Source organism: Amycolatopsis sp. NPDC004625, assembly GCF_040609695.1.
Taxonomy (GTDB): Bacteria; Actinomycetota; Actinomycetes; order Mycobacteriales; family Pseudonocardiaceae; genus Amycolatopsis.
In genome coordinates, this window is record NZ_JBEXKX010000001.1 from 195,994 (window position 1) to 211,224 (window position 15,231).

Consider the following 15,231-nt stretch of genomic DNA (forward strand, 5'->3'; position numbering starts at 1 on the left):
ATGCGGCCAGTGCTGCTGGAGATGACCGGCTTCGCGTCCTTCCGCGAGAAGACCGAAGTCAGCTTCGAAGACACGGACTACTTCGCGCTCGTCGGCCCGACCGGCGCGGGCAAGAGCACGGTGATCGACGCCCTCACCTTCGCTCTCTACGGGTCCGTCGCCCGCTGGGACCACGAAGGTCTCGTCGCGCCCGCCCTGGCGCCGACGGTCAACCGCGCCACCGTGCGGCTGGTCTTCGACGCCGGCGGCGCGCGCTACCACGTCGTGCGGGAAGTCCGGCGCAGCGGCGGCAAGAAACCCACGGTCAGCGTCAAGAACGTCCGCCTGGAACGGCTCGCCGACCCCACCGCGCCGGGCGGTCCCGAGGACGACGCCGAGGCCATCGCCGCGGACTCCGAGGTGACCCCGGCGATCGAACGCCTGCTCGGGTTGACGTTCAAGCACTTCTGCACCTGCGTCGCGCTGCCCCAGGGCGACTTCGCGGAGTTCCTGCACGCGAAGGCCGCCGATCGGCAGAAGATCCTCATCAAGCTGCTGGGCCTGGAGGTCTACGAGCGGATCGGGCGCCGCGCCGGGGTGACGGCGGAGCAGCAGAAGCAGCGGGCCGCGATCCTCGCCGAGCAGCTCGGCAGCTACGCCGACGCCACCGAGGAAGCCGTCGCGGAACTGGCGGCGCGGGCGACTGCCCTCGCGGAGCTGGACGCCCGGGTGAACGCCGCGCTGCCAGGCCTCCACGACGCGGCCCGCGCGCACGACGAAGCCCGCCAACGCGTCGCCACGCTGGCGCAGGAGCTGAGCGTCCTGGACGAGGTGGAACGCCCGGACGGCGTCGAAGACCTCGAATCCCGGCGCCGGGCGGCGGCGGAGGCGGCCACGGCGGCCCGGGCCGGGTTGGAGGCGGCGGAAACGGCGGACGAAGCCGCCCGGGCCGCGCTCGCCGCCGCTCCCGCGCGAAGCGAGCTGGAACGGATCCGCGCCGACCGCACGGAGCTCGCCGCGACCGAGAAGGCCCTCCCGGACCTGGAAGACGCGGCAACGGCGGCAACGCAGGCCAAAGACGCCGCCGCCGTCGCGGTCGCCGAGGCGGTGTCGATCGTCGATGCGGCCCGGCAGAACCGGGACACCACGGCCCGCACGGCCGAAAACGCCGCCGCCGAAGCCGCGAAGGCCCGGCAGGACCGGGACCGCTTGGCCGGGCTGAAACCGCCCGCCGAGCTCGGGGACCTGACGGCGGAAGCGGCGCGGGTGGCCCGGCGCACCGCGGCCGCGACCAGCCGGCTCGACGCGGCCGAGGCCGCCGACGCCGAAGCACGCGCGGCGCTGGCGGCCCAGCCCGACGTCGCCCCGCTCGCCGCCGCCCGCTCCGACGCGCGCACGCTTTATACGGTGTGCGACGCGCAACGGAAGGCCGCGCCCGAGCAGGCCGCGCGGCGGAAGGAAGTCGAAAGCGCACGCGCCGCCTTCGCACGCGCCGACGCCGAAGTCGCCGAAGCGAAGGCCGCGCTGGCCGAAGCCGAACGCGCCGGACAGGCCCTGGTGCTGCGGGCCGGGCTCGCCGTCGGGCACGCGTGCCCGGTGTGCGAGCAGCCGGTTTCGACGTTGCCGGACGCGGGCGGGCACGCCCATCTGGCCGAGGCTAAGGACCGGCTCGAGCGCGCGGAACAAGAGCGCGCCGCCACCGAGTCCGCGCTGCGGAAGCTGGAACGCGCGGTGGACCGTGACGCCGACGCGAGCGCGTCCGCGGCCGCGCAGGCGGAAGAACTGCGCGTGGCGCTCGTGGCTGTCGACGGTCCGCCCGAGTCGGCGGTGCTGCGCCGCCCGGTCGAGGCCGGCTTTGCGGAGCGGGACTTCGCGGACCTCGTCAGCGCCGTGCGGGAGCGGGGCGAGTGGCTGTCGGCGACGATCGACGCCCGCGCCCGCGTCGCCGAGGCGGCCCGGACGGCGGACGCGGAACTCGCCGCCGCCCGCGCTGAACGCGCGGCGGCCCAGCACGACGCCGACGTCCTCGGGAAGTCCGTCGCGGCCGCCGGGGAAGCGCTGCGGGCGGCCCGTGATCCCCTGGTCGAGCTGGGCGCGCCGGCCGTCGACGCCGACGACGTCCCGGCGGCTTGGCAGCGCCTGACCACGTGGGCGGCTTCCGCGCTGGACGAACGCCGCACGGTCCTCGCTTCCCTCGAAGCGGCCGCCGAAGCCGCGGGCAAGGAAGCCGCCGTCGCGGCCGACGACCTGGCGTCCGCCGAGCGCAGTGCCGAACAACGGCGGAAGCGGGCGGAAGAGGCGGCCCTGGCCGAGCAGGCGGCGAGCACCGGATGGGCGAACGCCCGGCGCCGCCACGGCGAACTGGCCGGAACCCTGGCCGGTGCGCCCTCGGCCGAAGTCGTCACCGAACAACTGGCGAAGGTCGCTTCGCTCGAAGAAGCCGCGAAGGCAGCGGACGCGGACCTGCGGACCGCGCGGGCGGCCGCGAAACGCGCCGCGGAAGCGCAGAAGGGTGTCGGTGCCCAGGTCGACGCCGAACGGCAACGCCTGTCCCGGGCCCGCGACCCGCTGGTCCGCCTCGGCGCGCCGCCGATCGACGGCGAAAGCCTCCTCGAAGCCTGGACCGCGCTCACGGAGTGGGCCGCGCGCCAGGCGGGCGCCCACCGCGACCGGCTGGCCGCCGCGACGACCGCCGAGGGGGAGGCCGCCGAAGCGTTGCGCGTGGCCGAACGCGCGGTCGCCGACGACGTCACCGCGCTCGGCGTCGCCGTGCCGGAGGGGCCGGTGCGGGACCGCGTCCCGGTCGCCGTCGCGACCGCCCGGGCCCGTGCGGAAGGCGACCACACGGAACTGCAGCGGCGGGTCGCCCACGTGGCCGGGCTGCGGGGCGACATCGCGGCCGCGGAGTCCGACGCCCAGGTCGCGCGGCTGCTCGCGGATCTCCTGCGCTCGGACAAGTTCCCGCGCTGGCTGATCGCCGGGGCGCTCGACACGCTGGTCGCCGAGGCGTCGGCGTCGCTGCTGGAGCTGTCCGGCGGCCAGTTCGAGCTGACCCACGACAAGGGCGACTTCCTGGTGGTGGACCACAACGAGGCCGACGCCCGGCGCCCGGTGAAGACGCTGTCCGGCGGCGAGACGTTCCAGGCGTCCCTCTCGCTGGCCTTGGCGCTGTCTTCGCAGCTGGGCGCGATGGCCGCCGAGGGCGCGACCCGGCTGGAGTCGATCTTCCTCGACGAAGGCTTCGGGACGCTGGACGAGGCCACCCTCGACGTCGTGGCGTCCACATTGGAGAACCTCGCCGCCACCGGCAGCCGGATGGTCGGGGTGATCACGCACGTACCGGCGCTCGCCGAGCGCGTCCCGGTGCGGTTCCTGGTGACCCGGGACGGCGCCGGCTCGCACATCGCCAGGGAGGGCGCATGACCGTTCGGCAATTCACCACGGTGGCCGGGATGAACTTCAGCATCGATGCCTGGGACCCGGGCTACGGCAGTTCGATGGAGGCCGAGGACCTCGGCCGGTCTCAGGCCGAGGTCGAGCTGGACGTCGAGGTGCCGGCGGCCGAATGGGCGCCGATCGACCCGTCGCCGGTTTCGCCGCCCGAAGCGGTGTGTTTCGTCGACGGCGTCCGGCGGATCGACGCGCGGGTCTGGATCGACGACCCGGCCGGGACGAACTCGGCGTCGATCGGGATCTGCGCGTCCTACGCGGCCGGGGTCGTGTGCTGCTGCGACGGGCGGGCGCACGTCGTGGGCACCGACGTCCGGCGCGGGCTGTTCACCGTCGCCCCGCGGGCCGACGACATCGCCACCCCGGCCGGGATCTACACCGCGCACCGAGCGGCGGCCAAGGAGGACAAGCCGCTGCCGGTGGTGCTGTCCTCGGCGTTGCAGGAGCAGCTGGCCGAAACCGAGCTGGAGACGGCGATCCGGGCGCGCACGGCGATCGCCGGCCACGTGCGCGGCGACCTGCTGGTCGTGGACGGCCCGCTGCGCGGCCGCGCGCACCTCGAGCGGACCGTCGGGTTCATCAAGAGCCACCAGACGACGTACCTGCCCGGCGAGCTCAACGCGCTGGTCGGCTCGCTCGAAGCGCACCAGCGCACGCCGGTGTTCCTGATGGGCACGACCTGGGTGCGGCACTCGTGGTACCTGCGGCTGCCGTCGGCGGGCGGCCCGCCGTGGTCGGGCGTCGTGCGCGTCGAGGCGGCGCCGCACCTCGGGCGGGCGGAGGTGGCCGAGCTGGCCAACCTGACGCAGTCGGTGCTCGGGCGGTTCGCGTCCGTCCCCTACAAGGACTCGCGGGCGCCGCAGAACCTGTACCCGATCGCCGGGCTGGAGCGCGACCTGCGGCACCGGCTCGGCGACCAGCAGTTCGTCTACCGCGCGCTGCGGCTGGCCGCCGCCGGTTAGGCCGATCAGGGTTTTCTCGGCCGCGGTCGAGGTCCGCCGCCGGTCCTCGTTCCCCGCGTTGAGCCGGGGAAATGGTCAAGACCTCTGCGAAATTCAAGTACGTGAACACGGATCGCGTCTATGTTTCCTTGTCACGTATGGGTTAGCTTGGCCGCCGTTGGTTCCCACCTCGTGCCGAGGGAGACTCGATGCGCACCGGCCCGCTCGTTCTCGTCGTGGCCCTGGGGTTGTCGCTGGCAACACCCGCGGCCGCGGCCGCGCAACCCTGGCGTGACGCGCGTCAGTCACCCGACCGCCGGGCCGCGGAGCTCGTCGCCGCGATGACGCTCGACGAGAAGATCTCCCAGCTGCACCTGCAGCCCGACGCCGAGCACCAGCGGTTCGTGCCGCCGATCCCGCGGCTGGGCGTGCCCGGGTTCCGCATCGCCAACGGCCCGGCGGGCATGGGCCCGGCCGACGACAAACCGCAGAAACCGGCGACCGCCCTGCCGGCCACGATGGCGCTGGCGTCGACGTTCGACACCGGCCTCGCCCGCCGCTACGGCCGCCTGGTCGGCGACGAGACCCGCGCGCTCGCGCACAACGTGTCCGAGGGGCCGGACATCAACATGGCCCGCGTCCCGCGCAACGGCCGGACGTTCGAGGGCATGGGGGAGGACCCGGTGCTCGCCGGCACGCTGGCCGCCGCCGACATCCGCGGCATCCAGGAGAACGGCACCATCGCCGAGGTCAAGCACTACGCGGCGAACAACCAGGAGACCCAGCGCTTCACCATCGACGAGCACATCGACGAGCGGACGCTCAACGAGATCTACCTGCCGCACTTCGAGCAGGCGGTCACCGAAGGGCGCGCGGGCTCGGTGATGTGCGCGTTCCCGAAGATCAACGGCGTCTTCATGTGCGAGAACCCGGCGTTGCTGCAGGGCAAGCTGCGCGACGACTGGGGGTTCAAGGGGTTCGTCCAGTCGGACTGGGGTGCCGCGCACAGCACCGTCGGCTCGGCGAACGCGGGCATGAACCTCGAAATGATCGACGGCACCTGGTACGGCGACAAGCTGAAGCAGGCCGTGCTGGCCGGGCAGGTCACCGAACGGCGGGTCGACGAGCTGCTGCTGCCGCGGTTCCGCACGATGTTCGCCTTCGGCCAGTTCGACCACCCGCCGGTGCTCACCCCGCTGCCCACCGCGCAGCACGACGCCGCCGCGAAGGAGTTCGCCGAACGCGGCATGGTGCTGCTGCGCAACGAACACGCCCAGCTCCCGCTCGACCCGGGCGTGCGCTCGATCGCGCTCATCGGGCCGTTCGCCACCAAGGCCAAGACCGGCGGCGGGGGCAGCTCGGCCGTCATCCCGACGTCCACAGTGGACCCGCTGCCGGGCCTGCAGCAGCGCGTTCCCGGTGCTCGCGTGTCGCTCGACGACGGCAGCGACGTGGCGCGCGCGGCCGCGCTGGCCCGCACCGCCGACGTCAGCGTGGTGATGGTCGGGGACAACGAGACCGAGGGCAAGGACCGGCCGAGCCTGGCCCTGGACGGCACCCAGGACGCCCTGGTGGCGGCGGTCGCCGAGGCGAACCCGCACACGGTCGTCGTGGTGAAGAGCGGCGGCCCGGTGCTCATGCCGTGGGCGTCGCGCGTGCCGGCGATCCTCCAGGCGTGGTACCCCGGCCAGCAGGACGGCGCGGCGGTGGCGGCGGTGCTCTTCGGCGACGTCAACCCGTCGGGCAAGCTGCCGATCACGTTCCCGGCGGCGGACGCCGACACCCCGGCGAACACGCCGGCGCAGTTCCCGGGCGTCGACGGGGTGGCGACGTACTCGGAGGGCCTGCAGGTCGGCTACCGCTGGTTCGACGCACAGGGCCGCACCCCGCTGTTCCCGTTCGGCCACGGCCTGTCGTACACGACGTTCGGCTACTCGGACCTGAAGGTGCGCACCACCGCCGACGGCGCCACGGCGACGTTCACGGTGCGGAACACGGGCCACCGCGAAGGCGCCGAGGTCGCGCAGCTCTACCTGGGTTTCCCGGCGGCCGCGGGCGAGCCCCCGCGGCAGCTGAAGGGGTTCTCGCGGGTCGTCCTGGCCCCGGGGCAGTCCCAGCGGGTGACGATCCGGCTGGACGCGCGTGATTTCTCGGTCTGGGACACCGGCCACCACGCGTGGCAGCCGGTGCGGGGCGGGTTCACGGTGTCCGTGGGCGGCTCGTCGCGGTCACTGCCGCTGCAGGCTCCGCTCGCGCGATGACGGGTCTCAGGACTTGCAGCCCGGCGCGTTGTCGGCGGCGAGCATCAGCTCCGGCGACGCCGTCACCGCGCCGACCGGGTCGTAGGTGCCCTCGATGTCCTGCTGCGCCTGCTCGAGGGCTTCGGCCGCCGGGCCCGGGGACGCCTGGTCGCCCGGCTTCGCGCGGTCGAGCCGGGTCTTCGCCGCCGCCGCGCGATCGCGGGCTTTCGAGAACTTCGCGACGAACGCCCGGCGCGCGGTCTCGGCGGCCGGTACCGGCGCGGCGGACAGGGCGTCCAGCTTGCCGACGACCTCGCCGGTGCGGGCGGCCATCCCGCCCAGGTCCGCGCCGAGCTGCTGCTGCGCCTCGGCGGCCGTGCGGGGCAGCGGCCGGGTGGGGTCGGCCTCGCGGCGGGCGCGGTCGCGGTAGCCGTGGACCGCGGTGCAGAAGCCGTCCATCCAGCGCACCAGGTTCGGGTCGGCGAGCGGCGAGGGCGGGATGGTGACGACCGGGCTCAGGTAGTGGGACGGCGGAACTTCGGCCGGGGTGCGCTCGCAGGCGGTCAGCAGCAGGCCGGCGCCGAGCAGCGCCGCAACGATCCTCACGGGAGATACACGCGCGAGCGGCCCGGAAGGTTGCGTCAGGCGGCGGCGAGCGTGTCGTCCAGCGCGAGCCGGCCGTCTTCGGTCAGCTCGGCCCGCGTCCACTGCCCGACGGCGACGACCCGCGCCGGCCGGATCAGCCCGGCCCGGGCGAGCTGGTGGGCGGTGGCCTGGTCGCAGCACGGCAGGCCGTCGACGCGGAGGTCGGGTTCGCAGCTGCAGGTCAGCTCGGCCCGCCCGGCCCCGACGGCCCGCAGCATCGCCAGGGCGCGGCGGCTCAGTTCGGTGATCATGGTCTCCCCCTTTGTGGTGCTGGTGACAAGGAGACGTGACGGCGGTCACTGAGTACGCGGTTTCGGGGAGGGTCACCCGAAAAGGTGCACGGCGGTGATCTGGGCGTCATCTTCGCCGTTCGGCCGTGCTACTGGGTCGCCACCCCGAAGCCCGATTGTGACTACGGCCGGCCGTGTTCTGGCTTCGGATCGGGGTTGCGGGGGGTCTGGGTGGCGTGTGGTCCTGTCCGGTTTTCGCCTTCCGGGGGTTCTCCCCCGCCTGGGTGCCGCTCGGTGTGCTGCTCGTGCGCGGCTGTCTGTCAGAGGCGTTCTTGCAGTGCGTCCGCTGCGGCCAGGAGGTCTGCTGCCCAGCGTGCTCCTGGTTTGCGGCCTATCCGCTCGATCGGGCCGGAGACCGAGACCGCGGCCACCACCGTGCCCGCCGAGTCGCGTACGGGGGCCGAAATGCTGGCCACTCCCGGCTCTCGCTCGGCCACGCTCTGCGCCCAGCCTCGTCGCCGGACTTCCAGGAGCGTTCGCTCGCCGAAGACCGCGTCCGCCAGGATCGTTCGCTGGGTGTGCGGGTCCGCCCAGGCCGCGAGGACCTTGGCGCCCGAGCCCGCCGTCATCGGGAGGCGGGAACCCACCGGCACCGTGTCGCGCAGGCCGCTCGGGGGCTCGGCCGTCGAAACGCACACGCGCTGGACTCCGTCGCGCCGGTACAGCTGGACGCTTTCGCCCGTCACGTCGCGCAGCTTCGGCAGGACCACGCCCGCCGCGTCGAGGAGGGGGTCGGTCGAACCGCCCGCCAGCTCGGCCAGTGCCGTACCGGGGCGCCAGCGGCCGTCCGGACCTCGGCGCAGCAGCCGGTGCACCTCCAGGCCGACCGCGAGCCGGTGCGCCGTGGCCCGGGGGAGGCCCGTCCGGGTGCACAGTTCCGCGAGGCCGCAGGGGTCGTCCGCGACCGCCTGCAGGACGGCCACTGCTTTGTCCAGTACTCCGATACCGCTATGCTGTCCCACGACCCGATACTAGCGTCCCGCACTTTGGGAAGTCCAGCATCTGGGAAAACCCTGAACTCGAGCTGCGCCCTCCTTCGCGGCTCGCATCCCGCTCGCAGGTGCGCGCCCGAGTTCGTCGACGAACCGTGGAAGGAGCCGGAGATGACCAGCCCGACCGGCAAGGCCCGCACGCTGGCGGAGAAGGTGTGGGAAAGCCACCTCGTGCGCCGAGGCGAAGGCGCCGAACCGGACCTGCTCTACATCGACCTCCACCTGCTGCACGAAGTCACCAGCCCGCAGGCCTTCGACGGCCTCCGCCTGGCCGGGCGGCCGCTGCGCCGCCCCGACCTGACCATCGCGACCGAGGACCACAACGTCCCGACCGTCGACATCGAGCTCCCCATCGCCGATCCGGTCTCGCGCACCCAGGTCGACACCCTTCGCCGCAACTGCAAGGAGTTCGGTGTCCGGCTGCACCCGATGGGTGACGCCGAGCAGGGCATCGTGCACGTCATCGGCCCGCAGCTCGGCCTGACCCAGCCCGGCATGACCGTGGTCTGCGGCGACAGCCACACCTCCACGCACGGCGCGTTCGGCGCCATCGCCTTCGGCATCGGCACGTCGGAGGTCGAGCACGTCATGGCGACCCAGACGCTGCCGCTGCGTCCCTTCAAGACGATGGCGATCACCGTTGAGGGCACAGTCGGCGAGTCCGTCACGGCGAAGGACATCATCCTCGCGGTGATCGCGAAGATCGGCACCGGCGGTGGCCAGGGCTACATCCTGGAGTACCGCGGCTCGGCCATCGAGGCCCTCTCGATGGAGGCCAGGATGACCGTCTGCAACATGTCGATCGAGGCCGGCGCCCGCGCCGGGATGATCGCGCCGGACGAGACGACGTTCGAGTACCTGAAGGGCCGCGCGCACGCGCCGCAGGGCGCGGACTGGGACGCGGCGGTCGAGAACTGGCGGCAGCTGCGCACCGACGACGGTGCCGAGTTCGACGCCGAGGTGCACCTGAACGCGAGCGAGCTGACGCCGTTCGTGACCTGGGGCACCAACCCCGGCCAGGGGCTCCCGCTGGGCGCCGAGGTGCCCGACCCGGAGCGGATCGCGGACGAGAACGACCGCATCGCCGCTGAAAAAGCCCTGTCCTATATGGACCTGAAGCCGGGCACACCGCTGCGGGAGATCTCCGTCGACACCGTCTTCCTCGGCTCCTGCACCAACGGCCGGATCGAGGACCTGCGGGCCGCCGCCGAGGTGCTGCGGGGGCGGAAAGTGGCGGACTCGGTCCGGATGCTGGTGGTTCCCGGCTCGATGCGGGTCCGCAAGGCCGCCGAGGCCGAGGGGCTCGACCAGGTCTTCACCGAGGCGGGCGCCGAGTGGCGCCAGGCGGGCTGTTCGATGTGCCTCGGCATGAACCCGGACCAGCTGAAGCCGGGGGAGCGCAGCGCGTCGACGTCGAACCGCAACTTCGAGGGCCGGCAGGGCAAGGGCGGCCGGACGCACCTGGTGTCGCCGCTGGTGGCCGCCGCCACGGCCGTCCGGGGCACGCTGTCGTCGCCGGAAGACCTGCTGACCGCCGCCCGCTGACCCTTTTCGAGGAGCTATCGCCATGGAACCGTTCACCCAGCACACCGGCGTCGGCGTCCCGCTGCGCCGGTCCAACGTGGACACCGACCAGATCATCCCCGCGGTCTACCTCAAGCGGGTGACCCGGACCGGCTTCGAAGACGGCCTGTTCGCGGCCTGGCGCGGCGACGAGAACTTCATCCTCAACTCCGAGCCGTTCCGGAACGGAAGCGTGCTGGTCGCGGGGCCGGACTTCGGAACCGGTTCCTCCCGCGAGCACGCCGTCTGGGCGCTGATGGACTACGGCTTCCGGGTCGTCATCTCCGCCCGGTTCGCCGACATCTTCCGCGGCAACTCCGGCAAGGGCGGCTTGGTGGCCGCCCAGTGCGAGCAGCACGACGTCGAACTGCTCTGGAAGCTGCTCGAGAACGAGCCCGGCACCGAGGTCACGGTCGACCTCCAGACCAAGACCGTGCGCGCCAAGGACTTCACCGCGCCCTTCCAGATCGACGACTACGTCCGCTGGCGGCTGCTGGAGGGCCTCGACGACATCGCTCTCACGTTGCGCCATGCCGGTGAGATCGACAGCTTCGAGGCGGGCCGCCCGTCCTGGAAGCCGACGACGACACCGGTGGCGGCCGGCTAGCCTGGTTTCGGGGCGGGATCCCTTGTGTGGCAAGGGATCCTGTCCCGTTTCCGGAGCTTTTTTCGCGTGCCAAACGGCCCTCCGCAGGCCCTTTTACCGGGGTGTTGCGCGAGGCGGAACCCGTCCCGGGGCAAGGGAAAGTTCCGCGTGCCGTTTGGAATTTGGGCTGCCTTGGTAATACCGTGTCGCTAGCCGGCCGACGCGGCCGTGGAGCCTTCCTGGAGGACTGGACATGGCCAACAAGGCCCAGCTGATCGAGGCGCTGACGGAGCGTCTGGGCGACAAGAAGGCCGCTTCCGAGGCGGTCGACGGTCTGGTCGACATCATCATCCGGACGGTCAACAAGGGCGAAAAGGTCAACATCACGGGCTTCGGCGTGTTCGAGAAACGCGCCCGCGCCGCCCGGACGGCCCGCAACCCGCGCACCGGCGAAGCGGTCCGGGTGAAGAAAACGAACGTGCCGGCCTTCCGCGCGGGAACCACGTTCAAGGACGTCGTTTCCGGCGCGAAGAAGCTGCCGAAGGCAACCCCGGCCAAGCGCACGACAACGAGCACCCGCACGGCGGCGGCAACGACAACGCGCGCAACGACATCCCGCACAACGGCGGCCAAGCCGGCCGCGACGAGGACAACGACAACGCGCACCCGCACGGCGGCGGCCAAGCCGGCAACGACGAGGACAACGGCCCCGAAGGCGGCCCCGAAGGCAACGACGACCCGGGCAAAGGCAGCCCCGGCCAAGTCGACGACGGCCCGCACAACGGCGTCGAAGACGACGGCGGCGAAGGCGACCACAGCGGCGAAGCCGGCCACGGCGGCAAAGGCGACCACGGCGGCGAAGCCAGCCACGGCTCGCAAGACGACCGCGGCCAAGGCCCCGGCCAAGCGGACCTCGACGGCGGCGAAGAAGGCCTGACCACCGGAAACTGTCGTACCCCTGCGGTAACGTGAAATCAGGGGGTCCCCTGGGGGGGCGACCTCCTGTTGGGCGAGCAAAGATTCAGCAGGGCCCCGCGCGAGTTGCGCGGGGCCTTGCTGCATTGCCAGGTCCTTTCGCATGTCCGGGCCTGTGCCAGTGCGGCAGAAGCGATCCGCGCCCCCGGAGTCCAGCTTGCTTTCGATCTGCGAACTGCAGTGGCCGGTTCGCGCACCCGGATGGTCGGCTCGCGCACCAGGACGGTCGGCTCGCGTAGTCCGATGGTCGGCTCGTGAACCGGAATGGTCGGTTCGCGTACCCGGGCGGTCGGCCCGCTAAGTGGGTGGCCGCCGGCGAACCGAGAGCCAAGGCGTGCGAACCGGTCGCCGGCCGAGCGGTTCGAACGTGCCCGCCCGCGAGCCGACCCTCCCGGTACGCGAGCCGACTGTCCGGGTACGCGAGCCGACTGTCCGGGTACGCGAGCCGACCGTCCGGGTACGCGAGCCGACCCCTCGGGCGCCTGGGCAGTGATTGCCCAAAGTTACGCCGGCCACCGAATCGGGGTCGTTCGCCACCCGCTCGGCCCAACGTGCGTCCCGGGACCGGTTCCGTCCAATTTCCCAAAGTTGCTTGAGCGCCCGGCCGAGTGATGCCACGCTGCGTTCCTGGCCCGCGTCCGGCGGGGCCGGCGGGGCGAGGCGAACCTGGGGGCGACCACCATCGACATCCGGCTGCTCGGCCCGTTCCAGGTGCTCGTCGACGGTTCGCCGGTCGTGCTGACCAGTTCCCGGCAACGCGCGCTGCTCGCCACCCTCGCCCTCTCCGCCGGGCGCCTCGTCTCCATCGATGCCCTCGCCCGCGGGGTCTGGGGCGAAACGCCGCCCGCGCACATCCGCGGCAGCCTGCAAACCTACGTCATGCGCCTGCGCCGGCTCTGCGGCGAAGACACCGTCGGCACCGCACCGGACGGCTACCGGCTGGTCGTCGACCCGTCCCGGGTGGACGCCCTGCACTTCCTCCACACCCTCGACCAGGCCGCGGCCGCCGCCGAACCCGCCCGCCGGCGGGAACTGCTCACCGCCGCCCTCGACTCCTGGGGCGGTGTCCCGCTCGAAGGCGTCGGCTCTCCCGCGCTCGCCGCCGAATGGGGGCCGCTGCTGACCGAGCGGTACCTCTTCGCCGTCGAACAGCGCATCGACCTCGACGCCGGGCTCGTCCCCGATGCGCGGCTCGTCGCCGAACTGACCGACCTCGTCGCGCAGCACCCGCTGCGGGAGTCGTTGTGGGAACGGCTGGTCCGCGCCCTGGCCCGCTCCGGGCGCCGCGCCGAAGCGTTGGCGCGCTACGCCGGGTTGCGCGCGTTGCTGGCCGACGAACTCGGCGTCGAACCGGGCGAAGACCTCCGCCGGCTGCACGCCGAACTGCTCGCCGCCGACGCCGGGCCGACTGTGCACACTGTGCCGCGGCAGCTGCCCTTCGACGTCGCCGGCTTCACCGGCCGCGGCCCCGAACTCGCCGAACTCGACCGGCTGCCGCCCGGTGGCGCCTCCGGCGTCGTCGTCATCGAGGGCACCGCGGGTGTCGGGAAGACGTCGCTGGCCGTGCACTGGTCCCACCGCGTCCGCGACCGCTTCCCCGGCGGCCAGCTGTTCCTCGACCTGCGCGGCCACTCCGCCGAAACGCCGGTCGCGCCCGGCGCCGCGCTGGCCGGCTTCCTCCGCGCCCTCGGCGTCCCGCCGGAAACCCTGCCTTCCACAGTGGAGGAACGGTCGGCGCTGCTGCGCAGCAGGCTGGCGGGCAGCCGCACCCTGATGCTGCTCGACAACGCCCGCGACGCCGACCAGGTCCGCCCGCTGCTGCCGGGGCCCGGCAACCTGGTCGTGGTGACCAGCCGGAACCAGCTGCGCGGCCTCGTCGCCCGCGACGGCGCCCGCCGCATCGCGCTGCGGTCGTTCGACGACCGCGACGCCACCGCGCTGCTCGCCGGCAGCGTCGGGTCGCACCGGCTCGCCGCCGAGCCCGACGCCGTCGCCGAGCTCGTCCAGCTCTGCGGCCGGCTGCCGCTGGCGCTGGCCCTGGCCGGAGAACGCGCTTCCCGGTTCTCCGGCGTTTCGCTCGCCGGGATCGTCGAAGAACTCCGTGACCAGCGGCTGCGGCTCGACACCCTGCGCGACCCGGAAGACGCCGGCACCGACCTGCGGGCCGCGTTCTCCTGGTCGTACAAGGCCCTGCGCCCGGCCGCCGCCCGCTTCTTCCGGCTGCTCGGGCTGCACCCCGGGCACGGCTTCAACCTGTCGTCGGCCGCCGCGCTCGCCGGGGCCGACCTGCGCGAAGCCCGCGAACTCGCCGACCAGCTCGCCGCCGCCCACCTGCTCAACCAGCCCGGCACCGACCGCTACCAGTTCCACGACCTCCTGCGCGTCTACGCCGCCGAACTCGTCGAAACGGAGACGACCGCGGCCGAGCGCGAAGCCGCGCTGCGCCGGCTCGTCGACTGGTACCTCGCGAGTGTCGCGGAAGCGAACAAACTCGTCCGCCCGGACCTGCTCACCGAGGACATCACGCTCGACCCGGCGCCGCTGGCCGCCGTCCGGTTCGCACAGCACGAGCAGACGATCGCCTGGTACACGACCGAACGACAGGCCCTGACGGCGCTGGTCGGCATCGCCGCCGGCCACGGCTGGACCGCGCACGCCTGGAAGCTGGCCTGGCTCCTGCGCGGCTTCTTCGCCGAACGCCACGACCGCGACGACTGGATCACCACCGCGCGCACGGCGGTCGCCGCCACCCGCGCCGCCGGCGACAACACCGGCCTCCAGTACAGCGCCAACAACCTCGGCTCGGCCTACCTGCGCACGCTGCAGCCCGACAAGGCGCTCGAAGCCCTGGAGGAAGCGCGCGCGGCGTCCGAGGCGGGCGACGGCACGGCGCTGGCGGTGGCGATCGTGTCCAACCTGGCCGGCGCCTACTACGTCCGCGCCGAATACGCGAAGGCGGAACGCCATGCGCTCCAGGCGGTGCGCTTGGCCCGCGACAACGGGCAGCGCACGTTCGTCCCGCACGCCCTCCTGAACGTCAGCGCGAGCCGTATCGGCTTGCACGATTTCGACCACGCGGCCGAAGCGGCCCGGGCCGCCCACGAGGCGTTCGCGGAACTCGGCGACCGCTACCACGCGGCGCTGGCGCTGGGAAACGTCGCCGAAGCGCTCGAAGGCGCCGGCCGGCACGACGAGGCGGAAAGCGCCGGGCTCGCCGCGCTCGCCGAGCTGAAGGAACTGAACGCCGACTACGGCACGATCGACGTCCAGATCACCCTCGGCCGCCTCAAGCACCGCACGGGCCGGGCCCGGGAAGCGAGCGGTCACTGGGCCGAGGCGCTGACGGTCAGCCAGCGCCTCGGCGACCCCCGCGTCGCGGAGATCCAGACCCTGCTGGCCACGGTGCCGACAGAAAACCCCTCGCCCGGGGATGCGCCGTACCCCTAGCCCGGCGCAGCCCAGCGGGACCCGGATCAAGTACACCAAGATCGACTGTCATGCCGCTGTCTCGTGGTGTTGGAGGTTTTCCGGCAGCCTCGGATCGGGCTCGCGGGCGTCGTGCGTTCTTGT

10 protein-coding genes are annotated in these 15,231 nt (G+C 72.9%); 7 read left to right on the forward strand and 3 right to left on the reverse strand.

Features of this window, described 5'->3' with window-relative positions:
• The 3 genes from ABZW17_RS00920 (at position 1) to ABZW17_RS00930 (ending at position 6,631) form a co-directional block, all read left to right on the forward strand.
• Positions 1-3,402, forward strand: coding sequence for an AAA family ATPase (locus ABZW17_RS00920; protein ID WP_354808268.1), 3,402 nt, complete (start codon positions 1-3; stop codon positions 3,400-3,402).
• Positions 3,399-4,391, forward strand: a complete 993-nt coding sequence (locus tag ABZW17_RS00925; protein WP_354808270.1) for a hypothetical protein — start codon at positions 3,399-3,401, stop codon at positions 4,389-4,391. The genes ABZW17_RS00920 and ABZW17_RS00925 overlap by 4 nt, the downstream gene beginning before the upstream one ends.
• Positions 4,392-4,579: 188 nt before the next feature.
• On the forward strand, positions 4,580-6,631 hold the full coding sequence (locus ABZW17_RS00930) for a glycoside hydrolase family 3 C-terminal domain-containing protein (RefSeq protein WP_354808272.1): 2,052 nt from the start codon (positions 4,580-4,582) through the stop codon (positions 6,629-6,631).
• Between the two features lie 6 nt (positions 6,632-6,637).
• On the opposite strand, the gene ABZW17_RS00935 is transcribed toward ABZW17_RS00930, so the two are convergent.
• From ABZW17_RS00935 to ABZW17_RS00945, 3 genes are all read right to left on the reverse strand, one after another.
• Positions 6,638-7,216, reverse strand: a complete 579-nt coding sequence (locus ABZW17_RS00935; RefSeq protein WP_354808274.1) for a hypothetical protein — start codon at positions 7,214-7,216, stop codon at positions 6,638-6,640.
• A gap of 35 nt (positions 7,217-7,251) precedes the next feature.
• Positions 7,252-7,506, reverse strand: a complete 255-nt coding sequence (locus ABZW17_RS00940) for a hypothetical protein (protein WP_354808276.1) — start codon at positions 7,504-7,506, stop codon at positions 7,252-7,254.
• Positions 7,507-7,805: 299 nt separating this feature from the next.
• On the reverse strand, positions 7,806-8,507 hold the full coding sequence (locus ABZW17_RS00945) for an IclR family transcriptional regulator (protein ID WP_004560682.1): 702 nt from the start codon (positions 8,505-8,507) through the stop codon (positions 7,806-7,808).
• A gap of 141 nt (positions 8,508-8,648) precedes the next feature.
• Here ABZW17_RS00945 and leuC point away from each other — a divergent pair, with 141 nt between their 5' ends.
• The 4 genes from leuC to ABZW17_RS00965 all read left to right on the forward strand — a co-directional run bounded on the left by leuC (position 8,649) and on the right by ABZW17_RS00965 (position 15,108).
• Positions 8,649-10,082, forward strand: coding sequence for a 3-isopropylmalate dehydratase large subunit (gene leuC, locus ABZW17_RS00950; RefSeq protein ID WP_354808278.1), 1,434 nt, complete (start codon positions 8,649-8,651; stop codon positions 10,080-10,082).
• A 22-nt stretch (positions 10,083-10,104) separates the two neighbouring features.
• A complete protein-coding gene (gene leuD / locus ABZW17_RS00955) occupies positions 10,105-10,707 on the forward strand; it encodes a 3-isopropylmalate dehydratase small subunit (protein WP_354808280.1) in 603 nt (200 codons plus the stop codon).
• Between the two features lie 232 nt (positions 10,708-10,939).
• Positions 10,940-11,623, forward strand: a complete 684-nt coding sequence (locus ABZW17_RS00960; protein ID WP_354808282.1) for an HU family DNA-binding protein — start codon at positions 10,940-10,942, stop codon at positions 11,621-11,623.
• A gap of 773 nt (positions 11,624-12,396) precedes the next feature.
• Positions 12,397-15,108, forward strand: coding sequence for a BTAD domain-containing putative transcriptional regulator (locus ABZW17_RS00965; RefSeq protein ID WP_354808284.1), 2,712 nt, complete (start codon positions 12,397-12,399; stop codon positions 15,106-15,108).
• The last annotated feature ends 123 nt before the right edge of the window (positions 15,109-15,231 follow it).

Bases quoted from the DNA above. Each gene is read 5' to 3' on its own strand.
- ABZW17_RS00920 (WP_354808268.1), top strand. From the start codon at position 1: ATGCGGCCAGTGCTGCTGGAGATGACCGGCTTCGCGTCCTTCCGCGAG.
- ABZW17_RS00925 (WP_354808270.1), top strand. From the start codon at position 3,399: ATGACCGTTCGGCAATTCACCACGGTGGCCGGGATGAACTTCAGCATC.
- ABZW17_RS00930 (WP_354808272.1), top strand. From the start codon at position 4,580: ATGCGCACCGGCCCGCTCGTTCTCGTCGTGGCCCTGGGGTTGTCGCTG.
- ABZW17_RS00940 (WP_354808276.1), bottom strand. From the start codon at position 7,506: ATGATCACCGAACTGAGCCGCCGCGCCCTGGCGATGCTGCGGGCCGTC.
- leuC (WP_354808278.1), top strand. From the start codon at position 8,649: ATGACCAGCCCGACCGGCAAGGCCCGCACGCTGGCGGAGAAGGTGTGG.
- leuD (WP_354808280.1), top strand. From the start codon at position 10,105: ATGGAACCGTTCACCCAGCACACCGGCGTCGGCGTCCCGCTGCGCCGG.
- ABZW17_RS00960 (WP_354808282.1), top strand. From the start codon at position 10,940: ATGGCCAACAAGGCCCAGCTGATCGAGGCGCTGACGGAGCGTCTGGGC.